General features: G+C 70.7%; 11 protein-coding genes. 4 read left to right on the forward strand and 7 right to left on the reverse strand.

Annotation, left to right across the window (positions count from 1 at the left end; genetic code table 11):
• Positions 1-62: 62 nt before the first annotated feature.
• The 4 genes from ACIHCQ_RS28735 to ACIHCQ_RS28750 form a co-directional block, all read right to left on the reverse strand.
• The gene (locus ACIHCQ_RS28735) at positions 63-272 is read right to left on the reverse strand and encodes an MbtH family protein (protein ID WP_399668396.1); all 210 of its coding nucleotides are present in this window, start codon (positions 270-272) and stop codon (positions 63-65) included.
• Positions 269-15,793, reverse strand: a complete 15,525-nt coding sequence (locus tag ACIHCQ_RS28740) for an amino acid adenylation domain-containing protein (RefSeq protein WP_399668399.1) — start codon at positions 15,791-15,793, stop codon at positions 269-271. The genes ACIHCQ_RS28735 and ACIHCQ_RS28740 overlap by 4 nt, the downstream gene beginning before the upstream one ends.
• 58 nt (positions 15,794-15,851) lie before the next feature.
• Positions 15,852-16,901, reverse strand: a complete 1,050-nt coding sequence (locus ACIHCQ_RS28745; RefSeq protein WP_399668402.1) for an iron-siderophore ABC transporter substrate-binding protein — start codon at positions 16,899-16,901, stop codon at positions 15,852-15,854.
• A gap of 149 nt (positions 16,902-17,050) precedes the next feature.
• Entirely contained in the window at positions 17,051-18,403 is a 1,353-nt protein-coding gene (locus ACIHCQ_RS28750; RefSeq protein ID WP_399668405.1) for a lysine N(6)-hydroxylase/L-ornithine N(5)-oxygenase family protein, read from the reverse strand.
• A gap of 252 nt (positions 18,404-18,655) precedes the next feature.
• Here ACIHCQ_RS28750 and ACIHCQ_RS28755 point away from each other — a divergent pair, with 252 nt between their 5' ends.
• Positions 18,656-19,603, forward strand: a complete 948-nt coding sequence (locus ACIHCQ_RS28755; protein ID WP_399668408.1) for a methionyl-tRNA formyltransferase — start codon at positions 18,656-18,658, stop codon at positions 19,601-19,603.
• 97 nt (positions 19,604-19,700) lie between these two features.
• Here the strand turns inward: ACIHCQ_RS28755 and ACIHCQ_RS28760 are convergent, their stop codons facing one another.
• Positions 19,701-20,330: an HAD family hydrolase gene (locus tag ACIHCQ_RS28760; protein WP_399668411.1), complete on the reverse strand. Its 630-nt coding sequence runs from the start codon at positions 20,328-20,330 to the stop codon at positions 19,701-19,703.
• 126 nt (positions 20,331-20,456) lie between these two features.
• On the opposite strand from ACIHCQ_RS28760, the gene ACIHCQ_RS28765 reads away from it, so the two are divergent.
• Both ACIHCQ_RS28765 and ACIHCQ_RS28770 read left to right on the forward strand, forming a co-directional pair.
• Positions 20,457-21,263: an MBL fold metallo-hydrolase gene (locus ACIHCQ_RS28765; RefSeq protein ID WP_399668414.1), complete on the forward strand. Its 807-nt coding sequence runs from the start codon at positions 20,457-20,459 to the stop codon at positions 21,261-21,263.
• Entirely contained in the window at positions 21,254-21,667 is a 414-nt protein-coding gene (locus tag ACIHCQ_RS28770; RefSeq protein ID WP_399668417.1) for a nuclear transport factor 2 family protein, read from the forward strand. Before ACIHCQ_RS28765 ends, ACIHCQ_RS28770 begins: the two co-directional genes overlap by 10 nt.
• A gap of 32 nt (positions 21,668-21,699) precedes the next feature.
• Here the strand turns inward: ACIHCQ_RS28770 and ACIHCQ_RS28775 are convergent, their stop codons facing one another.
• Entirely contained in the window at positions 21,700-22,416 is a 717-nt protein-coding gene (locus ACIHCQ_RS28775) for a class F sortase (RefSeq protein ID WP_399668420.1), read from the reverse strand.
• Between the two features lie 124 nt (positions 22,417-22,540).
• Entirely contained in the window at positions 22,541-23,557 is a 1,017-nt protein-coding gene (locus ACIHCQ_RS28780; protein WP_399668423.1) for a hypothetical protein, read from the reverse strand.
• Between the two features lie 481 nt (positions 23,558-24,038).
• Between ACIHCQ_RS28780 and ACIHCQ_RS28785 the strand changes: the two genes are divergently transcribed.
• The gene (locus tag ACIHCQ_RS28785) at positions 24,039-26,414 is read left to right on the forward strand and encodes a helicase-associated domain-containing protein (protein WP_399668426.1); all 2,376 of its coding nucleotides are present in this window, start codon (positions 24,039-24,041) and stop codon (positions 26,412-26,414) included.
• Positions 26,415-26,446: the final 32 nt, after the last annotated feature.

Raw genomic sequence — 26,446 nt, forward strand, 5'->3', positions numbered from 1 at the left:
ACTCACAGACGTTAACTTAGGTGAGCCTAACTGAATGCGTTCTGCAGGGTCAATGAGACCCGTCAGCCCTGCTGGGCGACCAGACTCGCGGGCCGCAGATCGGTCCAGTTGGCCTCCACATGGGCGAGGCAGGCTTCCCGGGTGTCCTCACCGAAAACGGTCCGCCACCCCGCCGGCACCTCCGCGAAGGAGGGCCACAGCGAGTGCTGGTTCTCGTCGTTGGCCAGGACCAGGAAGCGGCCCTGCGGGTCCTCGAACGGGTTGGTGCTCATGTGTTCTCACTCCTCGTGAACATCGTGGATATTGCGGTGGACAGCTCTGAGAGCGGCTGTTCCGGGTCGGCTGCCACGCGCCGTAGCAGCGCCTGAAGTTCGTCGGCGAGGCGGTGTACGTGTACCTCTGCCCGGCCGATGAGTTCACAGTGCACCGGCCCGTCCCCCCGCGGCTCGTAGAAGCTGAGCGTCAGCTCCGCCCTCGCCGCTTCGGAGCCGGTGGGCACGGCGTGGAACGAGCCCATCCCGCCCTGGAGTTCCCCGAGGTCCGCCTGCTCATGGTGGATCACCATGACCCGCGGCCCCTCCGGCGGCAGGCCCGTCACCCGTACGACCTCCTCGAACGGTACGTCCTGCCGGTCCAGCGCACCGAGCGTCGTCTCCCGTACCCGGGTGAGGAGTTCCGCGAAGGTCGGGTCCCCCGCGGTGTCGGTGCGCAGTACGACGGTGTTGAAGAAGCAGCCGACCAGATCGGCCAGCTGGTCGTCGGCGCGGCCCGCGACCATGGTGCCGATCGGCAGGTCGGTGCCCGCACCATGGGCGGTGAGCAGCACCGACAGCGCCGAGTGCAGGATCATGAACATGCTGGTGCCGGTAGCCCTGGCAAGCTTGTCCACCTCGGCGTGGAGCTGCTCGTCGAGGACGAAGGGGACGTAGTCGCCGCCGTGGCCGGCAGGGCGCGATACGGATACGGGGGCATCCGGCAGGTCCTTCAGCGTCCGCTGCCAGTACGCGAGCTGCCGCCCGCCCACGCTGCCGGGGTCGGCGAGATCGCCGAGCACCTCGTGCGCCCAGTGCGTGTAGTCGGCGTAGGTCACCGGCAGCGGCTCCCAGCCGGGCTCCCGGCCGTGCGTCCGGGCCTCGTACGCCGTCGTCAGATCGCGGAACAGAGGCACCACCGACCACTCGTCAACGGCCAGGTAGTGCATGGTCAGCAGCACCGCCTGGGCGCCGTCCGCGCCAGTGAGCAGCCGGGACCGCAGGGGCGCTTCCCGCGACAGCTCCGGGGCCAGTGCGGCGAGTTCGGCGAGCCGGGCGTCCAGATCGGCGCACTTCTCCCGCTCCAGGGCGGGGGGCTGTGCGGCCTGCTGGTGGACTGATCCGTCCCGTTCGGTGAAGCGGGTGCGCAGCGGTTCGTGCCGCGCCACCACATCGCCCAGTGCGGCGGACAGCGCGTCCGGGTCCAGTGTCCCGGGTGAGCGCAGCACCAGTGCGTGGTCGAAGCCCGCGTGGCGGCGGTACGTCGACCACTGCCACCGCTGTACGGGGGCGAGCAGTTGCGGGGTGCCCACCACGCGGTCGATCGGGCGCAACTGCGGCCGGGCGGCCGTTGCCGCCCCGTCGAGCTTGGCGGCGATACCGGCGACCGTCAGCGCGTCGAAGACGTCCCGGATCGACAGTTCGACCCCGAACTCGGAGCGGATCCGGCCCAGCAGCCGCATGGAAGCCATGGAGTGGCCGCCCAGCGCGAAGAAGTTGTCGTGGATGCCGACAGCCTCCAGCTTCAGGATCTCGCCGAACAGCTCGGCCAGGCGCGTCTGTGTCGCGGTGGCCGGGCGGGCGTCGCCGGTCATCCCGGACCAGTCGGGCGCGGGCAGTGCCTTGCGGTCCAGCTTGCCGTTGGGGGTCAGCGGAAGCGGCCCGTCCAGCGGTACGACGAGGGCGGGCACCATGTACTCGGGCAGCAGCCCGGCGACGTACGCACGCAGCGCGTGTGGGTCGAGGTCTCCGCGCGAGGGGCCGCTCTCCGGGACGGCGTAGGCGACGAGACGCACGATGTCACCGTCGCGGTCGGGCACCACGGCGCCCTGGCTGACCGCCGGGTGGCCGGTGAGCGCCGCCTCGATTTCGCCGAGCTCGATGCGGAAGCCGCGGATCTTCACCTGGTTGTCGACCCGGCCGAGAAAGTCGATGTTGCCGTCGGTACGCCAGCGGGCGCGGTCGCCGGTGCGGTACATCCGACGGCCGGGCGGGCCGAACGGGTCCGCGACGAACCTCTCGGAGGTCAGCGCGGGCTTGCCGAGGTAGCCGCGGGCCAGGCCGCGCCCGGCGACGTACAGCTCACCGATCACGCCGGGCGGGACCGGGCGCAGGCCGGCGTCCAGCACGTAGCAGACGGTATTGGGGTCGGGGCGGCCGATGGGCACCCGCCCGGTGGGCCGTCCTCCTGCCTGTCGGGCGGGCCACAGCGTCGAGTTGACCGTCGCCTCGGTCAGTCCGTACGCGCAGATCAGGTTGGTCGTGGCGCCGAATCGGTCGAACAGGTCCGGCGGCACGGTCTCGGTGCCGACCAGGATGGTCGACCCTGCGGGCAGCTCGCACCCGGCGGGCAGCGCCGACACCAGGGACGGCGGCAGGATCATATGGCTGATCCGCTCGTCGGCGAGGAAGTCGGTGAGCGCCGGGCCCGCGACGCGCGCCTCGTCGGATATGAGCACAAGCCGGCCGCCCTCGCACAGTGCCATCGCCAGCTCGAATACGAAGACGTCGAAGCCGATCGAGGCGAACTGCAGGACGCTGCTGCCGCGTTCCAGGCCCATCCGGTCGACGGCGGTGGCGACCAGGCTGGAGATGCCCTCGTGGGGGACGACCACACCCTTGGGCCTGCCGGTCGAACCGGAGGTGTAGATGACGTACGCGGCCTGGTGCAGGCTCACCGGCAGGCCGTCGACGGCGGAATCGGGGAGCCGGTCGAGTTCGGTCGCGGCCTGTGGTGCGTCGAGCAGCACCACGGGTACGCCCGCCACATCGGGGATCTTCCCGGCCACCGGCTCCGTGCCGACGACCAGCGCGGCGCCGGAGTCCTCGATCATGTAGGCGAGCCGGTCGGCGGGGTGGACCAGGTCGAGCGGCAGGAAGGCGGCGCCGAGCTTGAGTACCGCGAGCACTGTCGCGACCATGTCCACCGAGCGGGGCACGGCCACGCCGACCACGCTCTCGGCTCCCACTCCGTGCGCGGCCAGCAGCCGTGCGATCCGGTTGGACCGCGCGTCCAGCTGTGCGTACGTCACCGACCTGGACCGCTCCACGCGCTCTACGACGGCCACCGCGTCGGGCCGCTCGGCGAGCCGCTGGGCGAACAGGGCGGGCAGCGAGGACTCGTCCACCACCCGCTCGGTGGCGTTGAAGCCTTCCAGCACCAGCTGCCGTTCGTCGGCGGCGAGTATGTCGGCCCGGGAGACCGGGGCTTCGGGTTCGGCGACCAGGGCCGCGACCAGTCGTCGCAGGCGGTCGCCGAGCCGCTCGGCGGTCTCCTGGTCGAACAGCTCGGTGGCGTACTCCAGGCGGCAGGAGAGAGTTCCCGTGTCCCCGTCGGTGCCGGTCTGCTCGCTGAAGCTGAATACGAGGTCGAACTTGGCCGACTTGATCCGGAACGGCACATACTCCACGCCGAGCCCGGACAGCTCCAGCTCGTCGCCGGAGCGGTTGTGGTAGCCGACCATCACCTGGAACAGCGGGTTGCGGGCGAGCGAGCGCGTCGGGTTCAGCTTCTCGACAACGGCCTCGAAGGGCACGTCGGCGTGGGAGAACGCGGCCAGGTCGGTGTCGCGGACCCGCGCCAGCAGTTCGGTGAAGCTCGGATCGCCGCTGAGGTCGGTCCGCAGTACGAGCGTGTTGACGAAGAAGCCGACCAGCTCGTCCAGCGCCTCGTCGCTCCGTCCGGCGATGGGCGAGCCGAGGGGGAGGTCCGTACCGGCGCCCATCCGGTGGAGCAGTGTGGCGACGGTCGCGTGCGCCACCATGAACATGCTGGCGCCGCTCTCCCGGGACAGCCGCTTCAGCCCCTGGTAGGCCGTGGCGTCGAAGTCGATGTCGAGTTCGGCTCCGGTGAACGCGGGGCGCGCCGGGCGGGGCCGGTCGGCCGGCAGCTCGATCTCCTCGGGGGCGCCTTCCAGCGTCGTACGCCAGTACTCCAGCTGCCGGGCCGCCAGGCTCGCCGCGTCGGCCGGGTCGCCGAGCAGCCGCTGCTGCCACAGCGCGTAGTCGGCGTACTGGACGGGCAGCGGCTCCCACACCGGTGCGGCACCGGAGCGGCGGGTGGCGTAGGCGGCGGCCAGGTCGCGCAGGAAGGGCCGGTCCGACCACTCGTCGGTGGTGATGTGGTGCAGCAGCAGGACCACGACGTGGTCGTCCGGCGTGAGCTCGACGATGGTCGCCCGCAGCGGCAGTTCGGTGGCGAGATCGAACGGGCGGTTGATGGCGGCGTCGATGATGCCCGCCACTTCGTCTTCGTCGTCGGCGCGGAGTGACTCCACCACCGGGTGCGCCTGCTCCACGGGCAGAACGCGCTGGAACGCCTGGCCGTCGCGCTCGGCGAAGACCGTCCGCAGCGCTTCATGACGTTCCGTCACATCGGCCAGCGCCGCGCGCCACGCGTCCGCGTCGAAGGTGCCCCGCAGCCGCATCACCAGCGGGAAGTTGTACGCGGCGGAGGTGCACTCGATCTGCTGGATGACCCAGAGCCGCTGCTGGGCATGGGACAGCGGCAGCTCGGCGGGCCGCTCACCGGCGGTCAGCGCCGGGCGGTCGGCGGCGTGCGATCCGGTCGCGCGCTCCACCAGCTCGGCGACGGTCGGCGCCTCGAACAGGTCCCGGATCGCCAGCTCGGCCGAGAGCGCGGTGCGCGCGCGGCTGATCAGCCGGGTGGCCAGCAGCGAGTGGCCGCCCAGCTCGAAGAAGTCGCTGTCGATCCCGACGCTGCCCTCGGCGAGCCCGAGCACTTCGGCGAAGAGCGCGCAGAGCGTCTCCTCCTGCGGCGACCGGGGCGGACGGCTGGTGCTCGGCCCCGCGAACTCCGGGGCGGGCAGGGCCTTGACGTCGAGCTTGCCGTTGACGGTCAGCGGCAGCGTCTCCACCGCGACCAGGACGGCGGGGACCATGTAGTCCGGGAGGCCGGCCTTCAGGTGTTCGCGCAGCCGCTGGAGCAGTTCCTCGGCCTGGGTCCCTTCGGGGACGACATAGCCGACCAGGCGCTTGGTCCCGGCGGTCTCCGCCACGACGACCGCGGCGTGCGCGACCTCCGGGTGCGCGGCCAGGGCCGAGGAGATCTCGCCGAGCTCGATCCGGTAGCCGCGGATCTTGACCTGGTCGTCGGTGCGGCCGAGGAAGTCGATGAGGCCGTCCGGGCGCTGCCGTACGAGGTCGCCGGTGCGGTACATCCTCTCGCCGGGGGCCCCGAACGGGTCGGCGACGAACCGTTCCGCCGTCAGGGCGGGCCGGTCGTGGTAGCCGCGGGCCAGGCCGGTTCCGGCGATGTACAGCTCTCCGGGGCAGCCGGGCGGGACCGGGCGCAGCATCGCGTCGAGCACGTGGGCGCGGGTGTTGCGGATGGGCATGCCGACGGTCGGGGTCGGGCTGTCGGTGGTGGATCCGCCGAGCGTGTTGATCGTGTACTCGGTCGGCCCGTACAGGTTGTAGCCGTATGTGCCCTCGGTACGGCGCAGTCGCGTCCACACCGTGTCGGACACGGCCTCGCCGCCGAGCAGCACCAGTGCCGGCCGGTGCTTGCCCGCGGCCTCGTCCTGGTCGAGCAGGCCCTGCTCGATGAGCAACTGGGCGTACGTCGGCGTCACATTGACGACGTCGACGCGGTGGGCGTCGCAGTACGCCACGAGAGCTTCCGCGTCGCGGCGCAGCTCCTCGTCGCAGACGTGCACCTCGTGTCCCTCTACGAGCCAGAGCAGCTCCTCCCAGGACATGTCGAAGGCGAAGGAGACGGTGTGCGCGATGCGCAGCCGCCGGCCGCCCGCCGAGGCGATCGCCGGGTCGAAGATTTCCTTCTGGTGGTTGAGCTGCATGTTCGTCAGACCGCGGTACGGGGTGACGACGCCCTTGGGCCTGCCGGTCGAGCCGGAGGTGTAGATGACGTAGGCGGGGTACTCCAGCCGGTCCGCCACTCCGTGCGCGAACGCGGGCCGCTCGGCGTCGGTGATGTGCCCGGACGGGAGACCGTCGAGCTCCGCGGCCACATCCGGGTCGTCCAGCAGCAATTCGGTGGTTCCGGCCTCGCCCCGCAGCGTCGGGGCCACCGCCGTCGTGGACAGCAGGCACAGCGGGCCGGTGTCCTCGATCATCAGGCGCAGCCGGTCGGCGGGGTGGTCGAGGTCGAGCGGCAGATAGGCGGCGCCGGTGCGCAGCACCGCGAAGAGCGCCACCACCATCTCGATGGAACGCGGCAGCGCCAAGGCCACCACCCGCTCGGGTCCCGCGCCGCGGGCCAGCAGGAGCCGCGCGAGCCGGTTGATCTGCGCGTCCAGCTGTACGTAGGTGAGTGCGCGGTCGCCGAAGACCAGCGCCACCGCGTCCGGGGTACGGGCGACCTGGGCCGTGAGCATGTCGGCGACGGTCTCGTCGGGCACTGGGTCGAGGCCGGCCTCCGCGTCCAGCGCGGCGCGCTCGGCGGGCAGCAGCAGGTCCAGGGTGCAGACGCGTGCCGACAGATCGCCGGTCAGCCGTTCCACCAGGACGCCGAAGCGCTCCAGTGTGGCCTCGGCCTGCTCGTCGTCGACCAGGTCGGGGCGGTACTCCAGCTTGGCCTGGACGATTTCGGCCGGGTTGACGATGAGCGTCATGGGGTAGTGGGTGGCGTCCACGCTGCCCACGCCGGTGATGCCGTGCCGCGCGGTCAGTTGCCGGAACGCGCCTTCGTCGGCGAAGTTCTGGAGTACGTACAGGGTGTCGAAGAGGGTTGGGTGGCCACCGGCCCGCTGTAGCTCGGCCAGGCCGAGGTACTCGTGGTCCATCAGCGCGACCCGCTCACGCTGCATGCGGCGCAGCAGATCCGCCACCTGCTCGTCGGGGTCGAGGGTGACCCGCAGGGGCACCGTGTTGAGGAACATGCCGATGGCCGTGTCCACACCGGACACGTCCGCGGGCCGTCCGGCGACTGTGGCGCCGAACACCACGTCGTGGCGTCCCACGGTCGCGGACAGTACGAGCGCCCAGGCGGCGGACAGTACGGCGTTGATGGTCAGTCCGTGGGCGCGGGCGGAGGCCCGCAGGCGGTCGCTGAGCTCCGGGGACAGTTCGAAGGTACGGCGCCGGGGAATCGTCGGCTCGTCGCCCCGGTCGCGGGCGATGAGCGTGGGCTCGTCAAGGCCGGCCAGCGCCTTCCCCCATGTGTCACGGGCCGCGTCGAAGTCCTGTCCGGCGAGCCAGCTGAGGTAGTCGCGGTAGCTGCCGGGCACGGTCAGCGCGGAGTCGTCGCCCCCCGTGGCGTAGAGCCCCAGCAGCTCGTCCAGGAACACGGACTGCGACCAGCCGTCCCAGGCCACCAGGTGGTGGCTGAGCATCAGCCGGTCGGTGTTCGCGGTGAGCCGGATCAGCTTGAGCCGGAACAGCGGGGGCGCGGCCAGGTCGAACCGCTCGTGCCGCCCGGCCTCGGCGATCTCGGCGAGGCGTGTCTGCCGCTGCTGCTCGCTCAGACCGGTCAGATCCACCTCGGTCAGCGGCACCGGCAGCTCGGCCGCGGAACAGACGAACTGCACCGGCCGTGGCAGGCCGTCGCTGGTGATGCCCGCGCACAGGCTCGGGTGCCTGCGCAGCAGCGTCGCGCAGGCGGTACGGAGCCGGTCGGCGTCGAGGCGGTGGTCGAAGTCGAAGGTGTCCTGCGCGGTGTAGACGTCGAGCGCGGACGTGTCGTAGGTGGCGTGGAAGTGGATGCCCTCCTGCAACGGAGACAGCGGCCAGATGTCGGCGACGGCCACCGGGCTGACGCGCTCGACCAGTTCGATGTCGCTCTGGGAGAGCGCCACCAGCGGTACGTCCGACGGTGTGAGGCGCCGTACGGCCGGTCCGGACCGGTCCGTCCGCTCGATGAGTTCACGCAGTGCCGCCGCCCACTCGCGGCCGAGCGTGCGTACGTCGTCCTCGGTCAGCGCGTCGCCGTCGGGCCAGGTCCAGGTGGCGCGCAGTTCGGGGCCGTGGGGGGTGTCGGCGCACACAGCGTTGACCTGGAGCGGGTACGGCATGGCCAGGTCGGCGTCGGGTGCCACGGACAGGGCGTCGGCCTCGGGCGCGGGCGCCCAGTCGCGGGTCTGCTCGGCGGGGAGCCGGCCGAAGTAGTTGAACAGCACCTGCGCGCCGGACAGCTGGGCGAAGACGGGGGCGAGCTGCGGGTTGAGGTAGCGCAGCATGCCGTAGCCCGCGCCGGAGTCCGGTGCCGACCGTACGGACTCCTTGACCAGCTTGACCACGTTGAGGACGTCGGGTGTGCCGGCGGCGGGGAGCCGTACGGGATGGAGGCTGGTGAACCAGCCCACGGTGCGCGACAGATCCATGTCGGCCGCCCCGTCGCGTCCGTGCCGTTCGAGATCCACGAGGAGATCGGTATCTGCGTCCACCCGCCAGCGGGACACGGCGAGGCGCAGTGCGGCGAGCAGGACCTCGGTGACGTCCGCGCCCGCTGTGGCGGGTACCGCCGTGAGCAGCGCGCGGGTTTCGTCCGCGGACAGGGTTACGACGTGTTCGCGCGCCGAACCGGCTGTTCCGGTACGGGTGGCGCCGGGGACCAGTTCGGCTCCGGCCGCCAGGGTCTTCGCCCAGTAGGGCAGTTCGGCCTGGCGCCTGGGTGAGGTCGCCTGCTCGGCGACGTCCCGTGCGTACCGCCGCAGGGAGGTGGGCACCGGTTCCAGACCCGGCTGCTCGCCCCGCGTAACGGCGTCCCAGGCGGCGGCGAGGTCTTCGAGCAGCACACGCCAGGACACGCCGTCGATCGCCACATGGTGGACGACGAGCAGCAGTCGGCCGGGGTGTTCCACGCCCGCGTCGAACCAGACGGCCTGGAGCATGGTGCCGCTGTCGGGGTCGAGCCGGGAGGCCGCGCTGTCGGACTCCTCGGCGATCACCGTACGGAACCCGGCGGCGTCGAGGCCGCATACGTCCACGCGCCGCAGCAGCGCCCCGGCGTCCACCGAACCGGCAGCGAGCGTCTGGGCCGACCACAGCGCGGGAATCGCCGGGCCCAGATCCATGCGGGAGAGCGTGAGCCGCAGACCGTCGTGGTGGTCCAGGACCGCTTGCAGGACCCGCGTCAGCGTGTCCGTGCCCGCTGCGGCGGGCGCCTGGAGCAGCATCGACAGGTTGAAGCGGCTGACCGTTCCGCCGTCTTCGCGGAGCTGGTGGACGATGGGCAGCAGCGGTACGTCGCCCACACCGTCGGCGGAGGCGGGTGCGACCTCCCGGGCCTCTTCGGCGACGGTGGCCGCCAGTGCCGCCGGCGTGCGGTGTTCGAACACATCGCGGGGGCTGATCGCCAGACCGGCCTTGCGGGCGCGGCTGGAGACGGACATGGACAGGATGCTGTCCCCGCCCAGTACGAAGAAGTCCTCGTCCGCGTCGACGTCGTCCAGGCCGAGCACGGCGGCGAAGATCGCGCAGAGCTGCCGCTCGCGGCCCTCGCGCGCGGTACGTCCCGGCCGCCTGCTCCGGACCTCGGGGGCGGGCAGGGCCTTGTGGTCGGTCTTCCCGCCCGGTGTCAGCGGCAGCGCGTCCAGCTCCACGAAGTGGCTGGGGACCATGGTCGCGGGCAGCGAACCGCTCAAGGCGCTCCGTACGGCCGCGACATCCAGGACATCCGCTCCGACATCCGCTCCCGTGGCGGGGACCAGGTAGGCCACCAGCTGCGTGACTCCACGATCGTCGTCGCGGGCCACGACCACCGCATCGCCGACGGACGGCTCTTCGCGCAGCCGTGCTTCTATTTCACCGAGTTCCACCCGGTTTCCCCTGATCTTGACCTGGTGGTCGGTGCGCCCGAGGTAGCTGAGCACGCCGTCTCCACTGAACTGGACCATGTCTCCGGTGCGGTACATCCGCGCACCCGGATCGCCGCCGCTGAACGGATCGGCGACGAAGCGCTCCGCGGTCAGCGCGGCGCGTCCGTGGTAGCCGCGGGCGAGCTGCGCGCCCGCGATGTAGAGCTCTCCTGGCTCGCCTTCGGCAACAGGGCGGAGGTACCGGTCGAGGACGTACAGCCGGGTGTTCCACACCGGACGCCCGATGGGTACGGTGCCTTCCTCACCCGGCTGCGAGCCCGCCTGCCAGCTGGTGACCTGGATGACGGCCTCGGTCGGCCCGTAGACGTTGAAGAGGGGCACTCCGGTGCGCTCCCGCCAGCGCCGCGCGAGCGGTACCGGCAGCGCCTCTCCCCCGCTGAAGGCCCGGCGCAGGCTCGCCCACCAGTGGCCGGTCTCCTCCTCGGCCAGCAGCGCCGCGTACAGCGAGGGCACGAGGTCGACGTTGGTGACGCGCTCGCGGCGGATCAGCTCGGTGAGATAGGCCGGATCGCGGTGGCCGTCCGGCCTGGCGATCACGACGGTCCCACCGGTCAGCAGCGGCGCGAAGATCTCCTGCACCGACGGGTCGAAGCTGGTCGAGTACTGGTGCAGCACCCGCTCGCCGGGGCCGAACCCGAACTGCTCGGCTGTCCAGGTGAGTTGGCCGACGACCGCGCGGTGCGTCACCACAACACCCTTGGGCCGACCGGTCGACCCGGAGGTGTACATCAGATACGCGGCACTGTCCGGATGCACGCGTACGGGGGCGCGTACAGCCACCAGGCTCCGGGCATCGCCGAAGAGCAGCCAGGTCACGCCGTCCAGTTCGGGCAGGCGTGCCCGGGACTCCTCGGTGGCGACGACCGTCCGGGCCCCGGAGTCGGCGAGCATGTGCCGGACCCGCTCGGCCGGGTAGTCGACGTCGACCGGCAGATAGGCCGCGCCCGCCTTGACCACGCCGAGCAGGGCGACCAGCGTCTCGGCCGAGCGGGGAACGGCGACGGCCACGATGGACTCGGGACCCACGCCATGGGCGGACAGCCGGTGCGCCAGCGCCTCCGCCCGCTGGTCCAGCTCGGCGTAGGTTGTCCGCTCGCCGTCGTGGATCAGAGCGGTCGCGTCCGGGGTCCGGCGTACCTGCTCGGCGAAGGCTCCGTGCAGCGTGCCGGAAGGCGGCTGGGCATGGTCCGCTCCGGCGAGGTGGTCGAGTGTGCTCTGCCGCTCGTCGGCGGTCTGTGTGGTCAGCCGCGCGACCGGGAGCCCGGGGTCGGCGATCACCTGGTCGAGCAGCGCGCGCAGCCGGGCGCCGAACCGCTCGGCGGCCGTGGCGTCCAGGCGGGTGGGGTCGTGTTCGAGCCGTAGCTCAAGCCGTTCGCCGGGGAGCACGGTGAGCGCCAGCGGGTAGTGCACCGCGTCGCGTATGTGTGAGCCGACGATACGGATCCGGCCCGCCGGATCGGTGGGCTCGCCCGCGTCGGGCAAGTTCTCCACGACGACCAGGGCGTCGAACAGTTCGCCCCGGCCGACGGCCCGCTGGATGTCGGCGAGTCCGAGGTGCTGGTGGTCCAGCAGGTCGGCCTGCTCGTCCTGGAACGCTGCCAGGACTTCGGCGAGCAGCTGCTCGGGACGCCAGCGCAGCCGGGCGGGCACGGTGTTGATCAGCAGACCGACCAGCGTTTCGACGCCGTCGACGGCCGCTTGCCTGCCGGAGACCGTGGTTCCGAAGACCAGGTCGTGGGTGCCGGTCACATCGCCGAGCAGCAGGCCGAAGCCGCCCTGCACGACGGTGCTCAGGGTCAGTCCGAGTTGCCGGGCCCGGGCGGCGAGCGCCGCCGTGTCCCGTGCGGACAGCTCCACGGTGACCCGGCCGACCGTGCCGGGCTGCTGCCCGTCCCGCACGCGTACGGGAAGCCTGGCCGGGGCGTCGAGGCCCGCCATCGCGTCGCGCCACGCGCTGCGCGCCTGTTCCCGGTCGCGGCCGGCGAGCCATCCCGCGTACGCCCGGTAGGTCACCGTCGCCGTCGCCGTCGGCGCGGGGGGCTGGGCTGCGGCACCCGGCCGGTAGCCGTCCAGCAGTTCACGCATGACGAGCGAGACGGACCAGCCGTCCACGACGATGTGATGCATGGTCAGCACCAGCAGGGACCGCTCGGCGCCGAGGCGGATCAGCGCTCCGCGCATCAGCGGCGGGGCTCCGAGGTCGAAGCCGTCCGCCCGCTCCGCCGCCGTGACCTTGTCGACGGCCTCGGACCGCTCTGCCGCGTCGAGTTCCGACAGGTCGGCGAAGCGCCACGGCAGCTCGGCGCGCGCGCCGATGAGCTGCACGATCTGGCCGTCCGTACGCTGGTGGAAGGCGGCGCGCAGCAGCGGATGGCGGTCCAGCAGACGCTGAGCGGCGATCCGCAGCGCCTCGGGGTCCACGTCTCCGGCGAGTTCGAGGGTGTCCTGTACGGCATAGCCGTCCGACCCGCCCTGGTCGACGGCGGCGTGGAAGAAGAAGCCCTCCTGCAGCGGAGTGGCAGGTACGACGTCGAGGAGACCGGGGACGGCGGAATCGAGCTCCGCGCGCTCGGCTTCGGTCAGCGGGACCAGGGAGAAGGGCGCGGGCACCGGCACGGATTCACGCGGCGGCACGTCCGCGTTCGCGTCGTCGGCGACGCGCGCGAGCGCCGCCACCGTACGGCGGCGGAACACGTCGCGCGGTGTGATCGCCAGTCCCCCGGCACGGGCGCGGCCGACCAGCTGGATGGCGACGATGCTGTCGCCGCCGAGTTCGAAGAAGCTGTCGTGGACGCCCACCGACGGCAGGCCGAGAACCTCGGCGAACAGCGCGGCGAGGGCTGCCTCGGCCGGCGTCGTCGGCGTGGCGTCACCGGTCAGCGCCGTCCACTGCGGCTCGGGCAGCGCCCGGGTGTCGAGCTTTCCGTTGGGCGTCAGCGGCAGCGGTCCGGCCAGGACGACGAGGGCCGAGGGCACCATGTAGTCCGGCAGCGCCTCCGCCACCTGGACGCGCGCCGCCGCCACCGCGGCATCGCCCTCGCCCACGAGGTAGGCGACCAGACGCTTCACACTCCGGTGGTCCTCCCGTACGAGGACGGCGGCCTGGGCGATGCCCGGGCAGGCCATGAACGCGCTCTCGATCTCGCCCGGTTCGATCCGGTGGCCACGGATCTTGAGCTGGCCGTCCGCGCGGCCGAGGAACTCCAGGTTGCCGTCGGTGCTCCAGCGCACCCGGTCACCGGTGCGGTACATCCGCGCGCCCGGCTCCCCGAACGGGTCGGCGACAAACCGTTCCGAGGTCAGCCCGTGCCTGCCGAGGTAGCCGCGGGCAAGGCCGCGCCCGCCGACGTACAGCTCGCCCTCGACGCCCACCGGCACGGGGCGCAGCGCCGCGTCGAGCACGTAGGCACGGGTGTTGGGGTCGGGTACGCCGATCGGGGCGGGCCCCTGCCAGCCGGGCTGGGCGCGCCACAGCGTCGAGTTGACCGTCGCCTCGGTCAGGCCGTACGCGACGACGACGCGCATCCGTTCGGCCCAGCGGGCTATCAGCTCGCTGGGCACCGACTCCGTACCGACCACGAGCACCGCGCCGTCGGGCAGTTCGCAGTCCTGCGGCAGCGCCGAGACAAGCGACGGCGGCAGGATCATGTGGGTGGCCCGGTGCTCCTTGATGTAGTCCGTCAGGGCAGGCCCCGCGACCCGGCGCTCGGTGGGGACGATGATGGTCCGGCCGCCGACGCACAGCGACATAATCAGGTCCCAGACCGTCACATCGAAGCCGACCGAGGCGAACTGCACGACGCGGCTGTCGGCTTCGATGCCGATCCTGTCGGTGGCGGTCGCGATCAGGCTGCCGACTCCGTCGTGCGAGACGACGACGCCCTTCGGGCGGCCGGTGGATCCTGAGGTGTAGATGACGTACGCGGCCTGGTCCAGGGCGATCGACAGGCCCAGGTCGGAGGCGTCCGAGGGGGCCGGCGCGGCCAACTCGGCGGCCACGGAGGGGTCGTCAAGAAGTACGACACCCGGCGCGCTCGGCAGTTCGCCGGCCTGCTCGCGTGTGGTGATGACGGTCCGCGCGCCCGCGTCGGACAGCATGTAGGCGATCCGGTCCTGGGGGTGGTCGGCGTCCAGCGGCAGATACGCGGCGCCCGCCTTCATCACCGCCAGCAGCGAGATGACCAGTTCGGGTGAGCGGGGCACGGCCACCGCGACGACGTCCTCGGGGCGTACGCCTCGGGCGGTCAGCAGGCGGGCCAGCCGGTTCGCGGCGGCGTTCAGTTCGGCGTAGGACAGCTCCTGGTCCTCGTACACGAGCGCGACGGCGTCCGGCGAGCGGCGCGCCTGCCGCTCGAACGCGGCGGGCCAGGACAGCTCGGGCACCTCGCGCGGCGCGGCTCCGAACGTGTCGAGCAGCTGGGTCCGCTCCGCGCCGGAGGTCAGTTCGATGTGGCCGATGGGGCGGTCCATGCCGTCGGCAAGGGCGTCCAGGAGTATGCGGAAGCGGCGCTCGTGGTTGTCCAGCGTCCGCTGGTCGCACACGTCGGCGTCCGCGTCGAAGTGGATACGGATGCCGCCGCCCGCCGGGAACTCGTCGACGGTGACCGCCAGGTCGCTGACCGGGCCGAGCCAGCCGGGGAGGAGGTCGCCCTCGTGGTCGCCGAACCGCAGTGTTTCGCCGCGCGGCAGGATGTTGACGGTGGGGCCGACGAGCTCCGCCACGCCGTCGACCAGCGCCAGGTCCCTTGCCAGGTCCTCGGCGCGGTAGCGCCCGTGCTTGACCGTCTCGGCGATCGCGCGCCGTACCTCGTCCACGAGCTCGGACCCGGTCATGCCCCCGCGGACGGCGACGCGCAGGGGGAGGACGTTGGACACCATGCCGGGGATGCCCCTGGACTCGGTGTCCTGCCGGGTGGTGACGGGCAGGCCGAGGACGAGATCCTGTTCGCCGGTGACCCGGTGCAGGTACGCGGCCACGGCCGCCACCAGCAGGCGGGACAGGCGTACGCCCGCGCCCTCGGCGGCGGCGCGCAGCCGGGCCGTGTTCTCGGGTGACAGCTCCGCCGTGCGCCTCACCCGCCGCCTGATCGGCGCGGACGCGCGCTCGACGAGACGTACGGGCTCCGGCCGGTCGGCCAGCCGGGCGAGCCAGTACGCGCGGTCTGTCCGGTACTGCTCGGACTCGCGGTAGGCCCGGTCGGAGCGCACCAGCCGGGACAGTCCCCAGTCGAGGTCCGCTGACGCTTCACCGGAGGTGTAGATCTCACCGGCCCTGCGGGTGATCAGCTCGATGCTCACGCCGTCGATGACGATGTGGTGGTAGCGCTGGTACCACCAGACGGTGCCGTCCGGCAGCCGGAGCAGGGCATGAGCGAACAGCGGACCGTTCGCGAGGTCCGCGGGCCGGTCCCGGTCGGCTTCCATCCACTGCGTGGCGGCGCCTTCGGGATCCGGCTCGTCCCGCAGGTCGACGGTGGGCACATCGACGGGCAACCGCGTGGGTGTCTGGCGCGGCGCTCCGTCCTCGGCACTGACCCGCACATGCAGGCACTCCGCCTCCTCGGCCGCCTGCCGCACGGATGCGGTCAGGCGGGTCAGGTCGACGTCGCCACGCAGTTCCAGGATGAACGAGACGTTGTAGGCCGAGCTGTCCGGCTCGATCTGCTGGGCAAGCCAGATGCCGGATTGCCCACCGGTGAGGGCTGTCCCGGCAGCGGACGTCCGGTCCGGCTCGGCGTCAAACACGTCGCGAGTCCCTTTCCTGCTTGTGCTTCAGTGATGAGTGGTCAGTCCTGCTCGGTGCCTACTTGATGGCCTCAAGCATCGGTACGACCTGGTCGATGGCGTACGGAATGGACAGCACGGTGTTGAAGGACAGCGCGGCGCCGATGTCGGGGTTGTCGTACGGCAGGAACAGGTCCCGCTTCTCCTGGTTGACCTTGGTCTTCTTGTAGAGCGGGTCGGCCTTCAAGGCCTTCTCCGTCTCGGGAGTGCCCAGCCACACCGTCCGGTCGGCCTCCATGACGTCGAGGCGCTCGGAGCTGAGGTCGGCGATGGTCTCCTTGCCCAGCGCCTTGCTGAACGCCGCGGGCGTGGTGAACCCCATCTCCGTCAGGAAGACGGTCTTCGGGTCCTTGGGCGAGAACGCGGCGAACTTGCCCGGCTCATAGGGCTCGCCGACGGTGACCGTCTTGCCCTTCCACTCGGGGTGTGTGTCGCGCACGGCCTTGAAGCGCGCGTCGATGCCGCTGATCAGCTTCCCGGTCTCGGCCTCCTTGCCCAGCGCCTTGCCGATCTGCTGGGTCATGACCTGCCACGGCGCCTGGTAGTCCTCGTGGCCCTTGGGCTGCCCGACCACCTTGGCGATCTTGGACAGCGTCTCGTACTGCTCCTTCTTCATCCCCGAGTACGAGGCGACGATCAGGTCCGGCTTCAGGGCCGCGATCTTCTCCATGTTGTACTCGTCGCGCTCACCGACGACCTGCGGCTTCGCGGTGCCCCACAGGTCCTTGACCCACGGCCACTTGCCGTACGGCTGCTCCTTGAACCAGTCGATCGAACCGACCGGCTTCACACCGAGCGCCAGCACCGTGTCCTGGTCCGACAGACCCAGGGTGACGACCTTCTTCGGCGCCGCCTCGATCGTCGTAGAGCCGTACTTGTGCTCCACAGTGACGGGGAAGGCCCCGGCGTTCGCCTGCCCGGAGGGCTGCTTCGACTCGGTCTCGTCGGACCCGTCACCGCCCCCACAGGCAGTCAGGGCGAGCGCGGCGACAGCGGCGACAGCGGCGACAGCCACGCGGGGGACGAGTGTGGCGAACCTCGTCAGCGCGGGACGCGTACCAATGGACACGGGTGTTTCCTTTCACGGAGGTTTCACGTTCACGGTGCGTGCGCCACGCCCGCCCGGCGGGAGACAGCTGCCGGGCAGGCGTGTGGGTGTGGGGGAGGTGAAGCAGATGAGGCGAAGAGGCGTTGTCGCTCGTCCCTGGAGGGGCGTCCCTAGAGGGGCGTGCTGATCTCGTCCTCGGCGGTGCGGGACGGGTCCGCGGCGGACTCCTGGCGCCGGTCCACGATCGACTCAAGGATCTCGCCGACCCTGATCGCCGTGTTCGACAGCAGGGAGGACGTGATGCCGTGCGTGTGCTCGGTGGCTCCCTGCAGATAGATTCCGCACTGCAGTGCGGCGTCCGTGGCGACGCGGTAGTCACGCTGGACGCGGACCCGGCCCTGGTCGTCGCGGTGGCAGTGCTCCCCGATGTCGCCGAGGAGCCCGAGGGCGTCGGCGGGCCGGTAGCCGGTGGCATAGACGACCACATCGGCGTCCAGCGGAGTCTTCTCTCCGGTGACCAGCGACTCGACCGTGGTACGCACCTTGTCCGGGGTCTCTACGACGTCGGTGAGGCGGGACACGTTGAGGAATCGCAGCCGCTCGGTGCCCAGGACCTTCTCCTGGTACGCCTGGCGGTACAGGTCGTCGATCAGGTCGATGTCCACCACGGCGTAGTTGGTGTTGCCGTGGTAGTCCATCAGCTTGCGCTTGATCTCGTCGGGGGCCGCGAAGTACTCGTCCACCGCTTCGGGGTCGAAGATCCGGTTGGCGAAGCTGCTGTCGTCGGCGGGGCTGTAGCCGTAGCGGGTGAAGACGGCGCAGACCTCGGCCTCGGGGAAGCGGCGGTGCAGGAAGGCCACGTTCTCGGCGGCGCTCTGGCCCGCCCCGACCACGATGAAGCGAGACGGGTCGGCGTCGGCCAGACCCTCCACACGTGCCAGCAGGTCGGAGTTGTGCCAGATCCGGTCCGTACGGTCGATGCCCTCGGGCATCTGGGGCCGCAGGCCGGTGCCGATCACGAGGTTGCGTGCCCGGTGGACCACCACTTCCGATCCGGAACGGGCCGTCACATCGACGTACTCCACGACTCCGTCGCGTACGACGGGACGTACGGCGACGACCTCGTGCCCGTAGGACACCATGTCGTCCACCTGGGCCGCGGCCCACTCGAAGTAGTCGTGGAACTCCACCCGCAGCGGGAAGAGACTCTTGCCGTTGACGAAGTCGACCAGCCGCCCCTTGCTCTGCAGGTAGCACAGGAAGCTGAAGTCACTCGACGGATTCCGCAGTGTCACCAGGTCCTTGAGGAAGGACACCTGCATGGTCGCGTCGTCGATCAGCATGCCGCGGTGCCAGCCGAAGCGCGGTTGCCGCTCGAAGAAGTGAGCAGTGACCGCCTCCTGCCTGTCGACGCCTGCGTTGTGCTCGCTGAGCGCTATCGCCATGGCCACATTGGACGGTCCGAAGCCGATTCCTATGAGGTCGTGGGTGGGTGGGGCGTCGTCAGGAAGAGCCTGTGACATGTCACTCCCATCGTGCGGGGCAGCCGCTTGTCAGGCGTTGGGGGGAAAATCGGGGGCGGCAGGGCACACCGATGGAGCGGCGGCCCAGCCCGAACTTAGGTAAAGCTAACCTCATCTCGTGAAGCTGTCGATAGGGACCCCCCGGAAACCGGGAGCCCGTGGGCGCGAACACAACCCAAATCACGCCCCGTTGCACCCTTAGGTTAGCCTTGCTTTACTTGCGCCGGTCCATTACTGCTCCAGGAGGAACCCATGCGGGTCGTCATGTTCGGTTACCAGACCTGGGGGCACCGCACCCTGCAAGCTCTCCTGGACTCCGAGCACGACGTGGTGCTGGTCGTGACGCACCCCAGGAGTGAGCACGCGTACGAGAAGATCTGGAGCGACTCCGTCGCCGAACTCGCCGAGGAGCACGGAGTCCCCGTACTGATCCGCAACCGGCCGGACGACGAAGAGCTGTTCGCCGCCCTCAAGGAGGCCGCCCCGGACATCATCGTGGCGAACAACTGGCGGACATGGATCCCGCCGCGCATCTTCGGACTTCCCCGCCACGGCACACTGAACGTCCACGACTCGCTGCTGCCCAAGTACGCGGGCTTCTCCCCGCTGATCTGGGCGCTGATCAACGGAGAGCGTGAAGTCGGCGTCACCGCGCACATGATGGACGACGAGCTCGACGCCGGCGACATCGTGGTTCAGCAGGCGGTGGCGGTCGGGCCGACGGACACGGCCACAGACCTGTTCCACAAGACGGTCGATCTCATCGCCCCGGTCACCACGGGCGCGCTCGACCTCATCGCGGCCGGGCGCACGGACTTCACCAAGCAGGACCGGTCGCTGGCGAGTTTCTTCCACAAGCGGTCCGCCGAGGACATCCGCATCGACTGGACCTGGCCGGCGGAAGACCTCGAACGTCTCGTACGCGCCCAGTCCGCCCCGTATCCGAGCGCGTTCACGTACCACAGGGGCAAGCGCCTCGAAATCCTGGCGGCAGTCGTGTCCGAGGGGCGCTACGGAGGCACGCCCGGCCGCGTCTTCTACCGCGAGGGCGGCGGCGTGGTGATCGTCGCGGGAGCGGACGCCCGCACGGGCCGCAACCACGGCCTGGCCATCACGCGCGTACGCACCCAGGACGGCGAGGAAATGCCCGCGGCCGACTACTTCACCTCGATGGGGGGCTACCTCACCAGCCGTCCCTGACGGCCCGGAGCACAACGGGGGCCGGGGGCAACCCCGGTCCGGGCTCGGGTGATGCCCCGCCGGCGGGTTTCAGCGGCCATCCTCGGCGGCGAGTCCGTTACGCGAGGAAGCTCAACGACGCACGGATATCCGCGGGTTCGCGGAACAGCACGCCGGTCATCCCGAGCGCGACCGCGGCTTCGATGTTCTCCAGCCGGTCATCCACGAAGAGACACCGGTCCATGGGGACACCCGCCCGCTCGGCCGCGATCTCATAGATCCTCGGGTCCGGCTTGGCCACCCCCACCCGGGCACTGCTGACGACATGGTCCGCGAGATCCGCCAGCCCCAGCGACGCCAGGTCGTTCTCCAGCTCCGGGGTCGCGTTCGTCACCAGGACCAGGGGCAGGTGCGCCCGTACCCGGCGCAGGAGAGCCACCACCGGCTGGTCGGCCCGGAACGGCGCCGTGGCGAGTGCCGTAGCCAGCTCACGCGCCTGCGCCTGCGATACCTGGCCGCCGCCCGTAAGGCCCAGCACGATCGACTCCACCCACTGGTGCTGAGCGATCTGGCCGAGGAGCAACGGCATGTCCGTCTCCCGTGCGTAGGCCACCTTCGCGGTCGCGCCCTCCGCCAGCCCCGCGGCACGCTCCAGCTCCGCCACCCGGCTCGTGTCGTAGAAACGGATCACGTTGTCGAGGTCGCACAGCACCGCGCCGTAGGGGCTGCTGTGGATCTTGGAAGTCATCACTGGCCTTGGATAGCACAGCGATCAGCGGTCATCCAGGATCCGCTCGAAGGAATACCTGACGCATCAGTTACTGTCGCGTCAGGTGAATTGCTTGCCCCGAGCATGTGATCAAGGAGCTTTTCCATGAGCACCCTCTCTTTCAAGGTCCTCGACCTCGACTTCCCCGTCGGCAGCAAGAACAAGACCGCCACCCTCGTCACCGGCGAGGACGAGGCCCTGCTCGTCGACGCCGGCTTCACCCGCGCCGACGGCCACCGCCTGGCCGCCGAGATCCTCGACGCCGGCAAGACGCTGACGACCGTCTTCATCAGCCACGGCGACCCGGACTCCTACTTCGGCGCCGAGGTCGTCGCCGACACCTTCCCCGACGCGACGTTCGTCGCCACCCCGCACGTCATCGAGCACATCCAGCACTCCTACGAGGGCAAGCTCAAGGCATGGGCGGCCCTCGGCGCGAACCTGCCCACCCGCCTGGTCGACCTCACCCCGCTCACCGGCGACATCGCTCTCGAAGGCCACCGCTTCGAGCTGAAGGGCGGCCCCGCCGGCCTGCCCGACCGCCACTACCTCTGGCAGGCCGAGTACCGTGCGATCCTCGCGGGTGTGCTGCTCTTCCAGGGCGAGCACGTCTGGGTCGCCGACACCGCCCGGCCCGAACAGCGTGCCGCCTGGATCGCCCTGCTGGACGACATGGCCGCGCTCGACCCGCGGCTCGTCGTCCCGGGCCACCGGCTGCCCGGTACCGCCACCGACCTGAGCGCCATCACCGGTACCCGTGAGTACCTGGTCGCCTTCGAGGAGGAGCTGAGCAAGGCCGCGGACGGGGCCGCACTCACCGACGCGCTGACCCGGCGCCACCCCGGCCACGGCATGCTCATCGCCGCGCAGATCGGTGCCAAGGTGGCCAAGGGTGAGATGACATGGGGCTGACCGGCTCGCCCGCCCCTGCCCCTGCCGACGTCGTACGCCGCCAGTACCTGGCCTCGGCCGCAGGAGACCTGGAAGCCCTGCGCGCCACCCTCGCCCCGGACGTGGAGTGGACCGAGATGGCGGGCTTCCCGCTCGCGGGCACCTACCGGACCCCCACCGGCGTCACCTCCCAGGTAATGGAGAGACTCGGCGCCGATTGGGACGACTGGACCGCCCACGACGACACATACGTCACCGAGGGGCAGAACGTGGTTGTCCTCGCCCTCTACACGGCCACCAACAAGGCCGCCGGCAAGGCACTCAACGTACGCGTCGCCCACCACTTCACGGTGCGCGGCGGGCAGATCGTACGCTTCGAGCAGTTCGTGGACACAGCCGGCGTCCACGCCGCCATGCGGCCCTGACCCTCGCCCTGCTCCTACGGCTCGAGATCGGGTCAGGCGCGCTTGGCCGAGTCGAGGTGGGCGAACACCACGACGTTGTCCTCGTAGTTCTGGGTCTCCTGGTCGAAATTGCCACCGCAGGTGATCAGGCGCAGCTGCGGCGAAGGAGTGTCGGCGTAGACCCGGTCGTCCGGGAAGTCGGCCTTGCTGAAGGTATCGACGGTGTCGACCTTGAACCGTGCGACGATGCCGTCCGCACGGGTGATGTCGACCCTGCTGCCTGGCTTGAGCAACCTGAGCTCCAAGAACACGGCCGGACCGGTCATGGTGTCGACATGGCCCACGACGATCGACGAACCGCGCTCGCCGGGCGACGCCGCGCCCTCGAACCAGCCGACGAGGTTGTTGTCGTCCTTGGGTGGTGCGTTGAGCCGTCCGGAGGCACCGATCGACAGCGCGGTGAACGGCGCGTCGACGTCGATCTCCGGGATTGAGATCCGCTTCGGCACAGACCTCGGCAGCGCCAGACCGGCGCGGGCAGCCGACTGCGACGGGGAGGGATGTGTGGCGTGGGGTGTGGCGGGGGCGACCGCTGCCGGACCGGCCTGCGGTTCGAGACCTGCGGGGGTGTCCAGGTCGTTGTGGATCAGCAGGGCACCCAGCACCACGGCTGCTACGGGCAGCAGCAGAGCGCGGCGGCGCGTGCGGGACAGGGGTGCGGTCCGGGGTGGCTTGGGTGGCTTCGTCTGGGGAGACTGCCGGGCGGCCATGGCGCGGTTGCCTTTCGTGACCAGGGCGGTGGTGAGGGGGCGGGCCGAAGGGGCCGGCGCCGCGGTCGCCCCTCCGGGGATGAAGGCGACCGCGGCAGCGCAGCGACTGGCAAGGAGAGCGTGATCAGGACGCGGCGGAACCCGATGTGCGGCGCCGCAGGATGTACGTCCCGGCACTCAGGCCCCCGAGCAGCAGCACGGAGCCTGCGGCAAGGCTGCCTCCGGTCTGTGTCATGCCGCCGCCGCCGGCGTGGACACCGCCCTCAGGCTTGTCTTTGTCCTCGTCCTTGTCCTCGTCCTTCTTGCCGTTGTCCTTGTCCTCGTCCTTGTCCTCCTCCTTGCCGTTGTCCTTGTCCTTGTACTCGTCCTTGTACTCGTCCTTGTCCTTGTCCTTGTCCTTGTCCTTGTCGCCGTTGTCGTCCTTCTTGTCGTAGTCGCCCTTGTCGCCCTTGTCGTGGTCGCCCTTGTCGTGGTCGTCGTCGCCGGCCGGGGTCATGGCGAGCGCTCCGGCACCCGCGTGGACACCGCCCTCGGGCTTGTCCTTGTCTTCGTCCTTGTCCTCGTCCTTCTTGCCGTTGTCCTTGTACTCGTCCTTGTCCTCCTCCTTGCCGTTGTCCTTGTCCTTGTACTCGTCCTTGTACTCGTCCTTGTCCTTGTCCTTGTCCTTGTCCTTGTCGCCGTTGTCGTCCTTCTTGTCGTAGTCGCCCTTGTCGCCCTTGTCGTGGTCGCCCTTGTCGTGGTCGTCGTCGCCGGCCGGGGTCATGGCGAGCGCTCCGGCACCCGCGTGGACACCGCCCTCGGGCTTGTCCTTGTCTTCGTCCTTGTCCTCGTCCTTCTTGCCGTTGTCCTTGTCCTTGTCCTTGTACTCGTCCTTGTCCTTGTCCTTGTCCTTGTCGCCGTTGTCGTCCTTCTTGTCGTAGTCGTCCTTGTCGCCCTTGTCGTAGTCGCCCTTGTCGCCCTTGTCGTGGTCGCCCTTGTCGCCCTTGTCGTGGTCGTCCTTGTCGTGGTCGTCACTGCTGTACGAAGTGCCACTGGCCAAAGACACAAGCTCGGCGGCCGTCACAGCGTTCGCTGCCGGAGCGGAGATCGCGAGGGCCGCGGTGACGGCGGCCGAGGCGAACAGGGTGCGGGTAATGCGCATGGGGTCATTCCTTTCGCCACGACTGCGAAGGCCGGCCCTGTGCCGGCTCAAGCGGATCGCAGCAGCGACGTGATCACCTTCAACCGGATCGCGACTCCTCACCACCGGAGAACGTCCGCATGGGAGTAAGGCCATGGGCCCTTCGGGTGGCTGACGCTCCATAACGCCCGGTCGGGCAGCACGTCAGTGCCGCAGAAGCTTCACCCGTGCGGGAGGGGCAGACGGGTAACGGCGGCCGGGATCGCCGCGTGGAGCAGAGCGAGGCTGTTCCTCTTCGCGGATTCACGCGTCTTGCGGACCCTCATCCCGGCGACGGGCACCGTCGGCAGTCCGGGGCCGTCCGCGGATGCCCTGGCACGGGAATCGCGGGGCACGCGGGGCATCACTAGAAGAGTCGGCCGGTTTTGTCAAGCCCGCAGGGCCAGGCGGAAGACAGACACTACCGTGGGGAGGTCAATCTCAGTTCGGTACCTCAGAACAGGTGATACCCATCAGCGGCTCCCGCAGTTCAGCGCTGACCCGTTGGCTCCGCACGCTCGACGCCGACCGGCTGCGGCGGATCCTGGAAACCCGCCCCGACGCCGTACGCGCCCCGGAGCCGGCGACTCTCGGCGAGCTCGCCGACCGGTTGCAACGGCCAGGTTCCGTCGCCTTGGTCATTCCCCGGCTGCCGCTGCCGTGCCTGCAGGCCGCCGAGGCGCTCGCCGCGTTGCGGCCGCCTGTTCACCCGGCCCGCCTCGAGCAGCTGCTCGAGGCGGACGGCGCCGCAGTCGAGGTGGCGCTGAGCATGCTCGCCGAGCACGCCCTGGCCTGGCCCGGCGCGTCGGGTGAGCTGCACATGGCGGCGGCACTGCGCGAGGCCTGGCAGACGCCGCTCGGCCTCGGGCCCGGACTCGAGGAGCTGCTCGCCGCCAAGACCTCCGAAGAACTGCGCCAGATCGCGTCGGCATTGGGGCTCCCGCCCGTGACCAGAAAGCAGGATCGACTCCAGGCCGTACTGAAGCACCACGGCGACCCCGGTCTGCTCGGCAAGCTGATCGCCTCTGCCCCGCCACGCGCCCGGGAGCTGCTGGAACAGCACACCGGCGAGGAGCCGCCGGTACTCCTGATGAGTGGCGCACCCGCTCCGGACTCCGCGAGGCGCTGGCTGCTGGACCGGGCGTTGCTGGTCGGGCACGAGTGGGCGTACCAGCCTGCCCGGGTGCCCGCCGAGGTGACACGCGCGCTCCGCGGCCCCGGCTGGCACGCCCCGTTCACCCCTGGGCCGCCGGAGCCCAAGCTGGTGCGTCTCATGGCGGCCGAGGTGGACCGCGAGGCAGCCGCCGCGGCCACGGCCTTCGCCGGGCAGGCCGCCGCGCTGCTCGCCGAGTGCGCGGCGCACCCGCCGGCCGCACTGAAGTCGGGTGGGATCGGGACCCGCGAACTGGCCCGCATGGGCAAGGCCGTCCAGTGCGAGGAGCCCGTGGTCCGGATGGTGCTGGAGAGCGCCTACGCGGCCGGGCTCCTGGCGTACGAGGGCAGGGCGCTGCTGGTCACGGCGGCGTACGACGCCTGGGCCGGGCAGGAGCCCGCCGACCAGTATCCCGTACTGCTCCAGGCCTGGTGGGAGCTCGGCTGCACCCCGTCGGGCTCGCGCGACGACGAGAACAAGGCGGTGCCGGCGGTGGGCCGGACCCCTCCCTGCGCCGGTTGCCTGGCTGCCCGGCAGGGGCTGCTGACCGCCCTCGCGGACCTGCCTGAGGGGTACGGCGTGCGCGATCCGGCCGACCTGGGTGACCGTATCGCCTGGCAGCGTCCTTTCGCGGACGAACTCCCGCAGGACGCGACACCGTTCGCCGGGCTGATCCGGGAGGCCGAGCTCCTCGGCGTGCTCGGGCGCGGCGCCCTGTCCTCGCTCGGAGCCGCCCTGACCTCGGACGATCCCGCCATGCTGCGCGACCGGGCCGCAGGTCTGCTGCCCACCGCCACCGGCACGGTCCGCCTCGGCGCGGACCTGACCGCCGTGGTGACCGGTCAGCCCACCGCCGGCCTGGCGGCACTCCTGGACGCGCTCGCCGACCGGGAAACCCGCTCGGCCGCCTCCGTGTGGCGATTCAGTACGGCCTCACTGCGCCGTGCCCTCGACGCGGGACGCACCGCGGACGGCATGAGGACCGATCTGTCCGCCGTGACAGACGGACCACTGCCGCAGCCCCTCGGCTACCTGATCACCGACGCGGCGCGCCGTCACGGGCAGGTCCGCGTGGCCCCGGCGGCATGCGTACTCCACAGCGACGACACGGCGCTGCTCGGCGAGATCACCGCACACCGCGCGCTGTCCGCACTCGGCCTGCGCAGGCTCGCCCCGACTGTCCTGCTCTGCCGCCTCCCACTGCCCGAGACCCTGGACGCACTGCGCGCCGCGGGATACGCCCCGGCGGCCGAAACGGACGACGGCACGGTGCGCCTCGAACGCCCCGAACGGCCCCGCGCCACACCCCGCCCCCTCCCCCGCCCACGCCGCACCGCGACACGACCCCAGCGCCGACCCCCGGAGCTCGCGGTCCGCCTGCTGGCCGCCCCCGACCGAGCGCCTCACCCCGATCCGGAGCAGGGCATCCCTTTCCAGACCGACACCGAGGAGATCCTCGCGGGCTGGGCGAAAGCACTGACGCTCACCGACATCCGGCAGCTCGCGCATGCGATCCACGAGAAGGAACCGCTCACCATCGAGTACGTCGCGTCGTCGGGCAACCACACCATCCGCACGCTCAGCGCCCTCAGATTCGACCCGCCTCTTCTCTACGCCTACTGCCACCTGCGCGAGGACGAACGAGTCTTCAGCCTCTCCCGTATCCATGCCGTCATGCCCGCCTGACGGACTCCGGCCGGGCGGCGCGCCCCAGTAGC

Origin of the sequence: Streptomyces sp. NPDC052236 (genome assembly GCF_044548015.1) — a bacterium.
Taxonomy (GTDB): domain Bacteria; phylum Actinomycetota; class Actinomycetes; order Streptomycetales; family Streptomycetaceae; genus Streptomyces.

Coding starts and splice junctions, on each gene's coding strand:
- ACIHCQ_RS28765 (WP_399668414.1), top strand. CDS start 20,457: ATGAGCACCCTCTCTTTCAAGGTCCTCGACCTCGACTTCCCCGTCGGC.
- ACIHCQ_RS28775 (WP_399668420.1), bottom strand. CDS start 22,416: ATGGCCGCCCGGCAGTCTCCCCAGACGAAGCCACCCAAGCCACCCCGG.
- ACIHCQ_RS28780 (WP_399668423.1), bottom strand. CDS start 23,557: ATGCGCATTACCCGCACCCTGTTCGCCTCGGCCGCCGTCACCGCGGCC.
- ACIHCQ_RS28735 (WP_399668396.1), bottom strand. CDS start 272: ATGAGCACCAACCCGTTCGAGGACCCGCAGGGCCGCTTCCTGGTCCTG.
- ACIHCQ_RS28755 (WP_399668408.1), top strand. CDS start 18,656: ATGCGGGTCGTCATGTTCGGTTACCAGACCTGGGGGCACCGCACCCTG.
- ACIHCQ_RS28760 (WP_399668411.1), bottom strand. CDS start 20,330: ATGACTTCCAAGATCCACAGCAGCCCCTACGGCGCGGTGCTGTGCGAC.
- ACIHCQ_RS28770 (WP_399668417.1), top strand. CDS start 21,254: ATGGGGCTGACCGGCTCGCCCGCCCCTGCCCCTGCCGACGTCGTACGC.
- ACIHCQ_RS28750 (WP_399668405.1), bottom strand. CDS start 18,403: ATGTCACAGGCTCTTCCTGACGACGCCCCACCCACCCACGACCTCATA.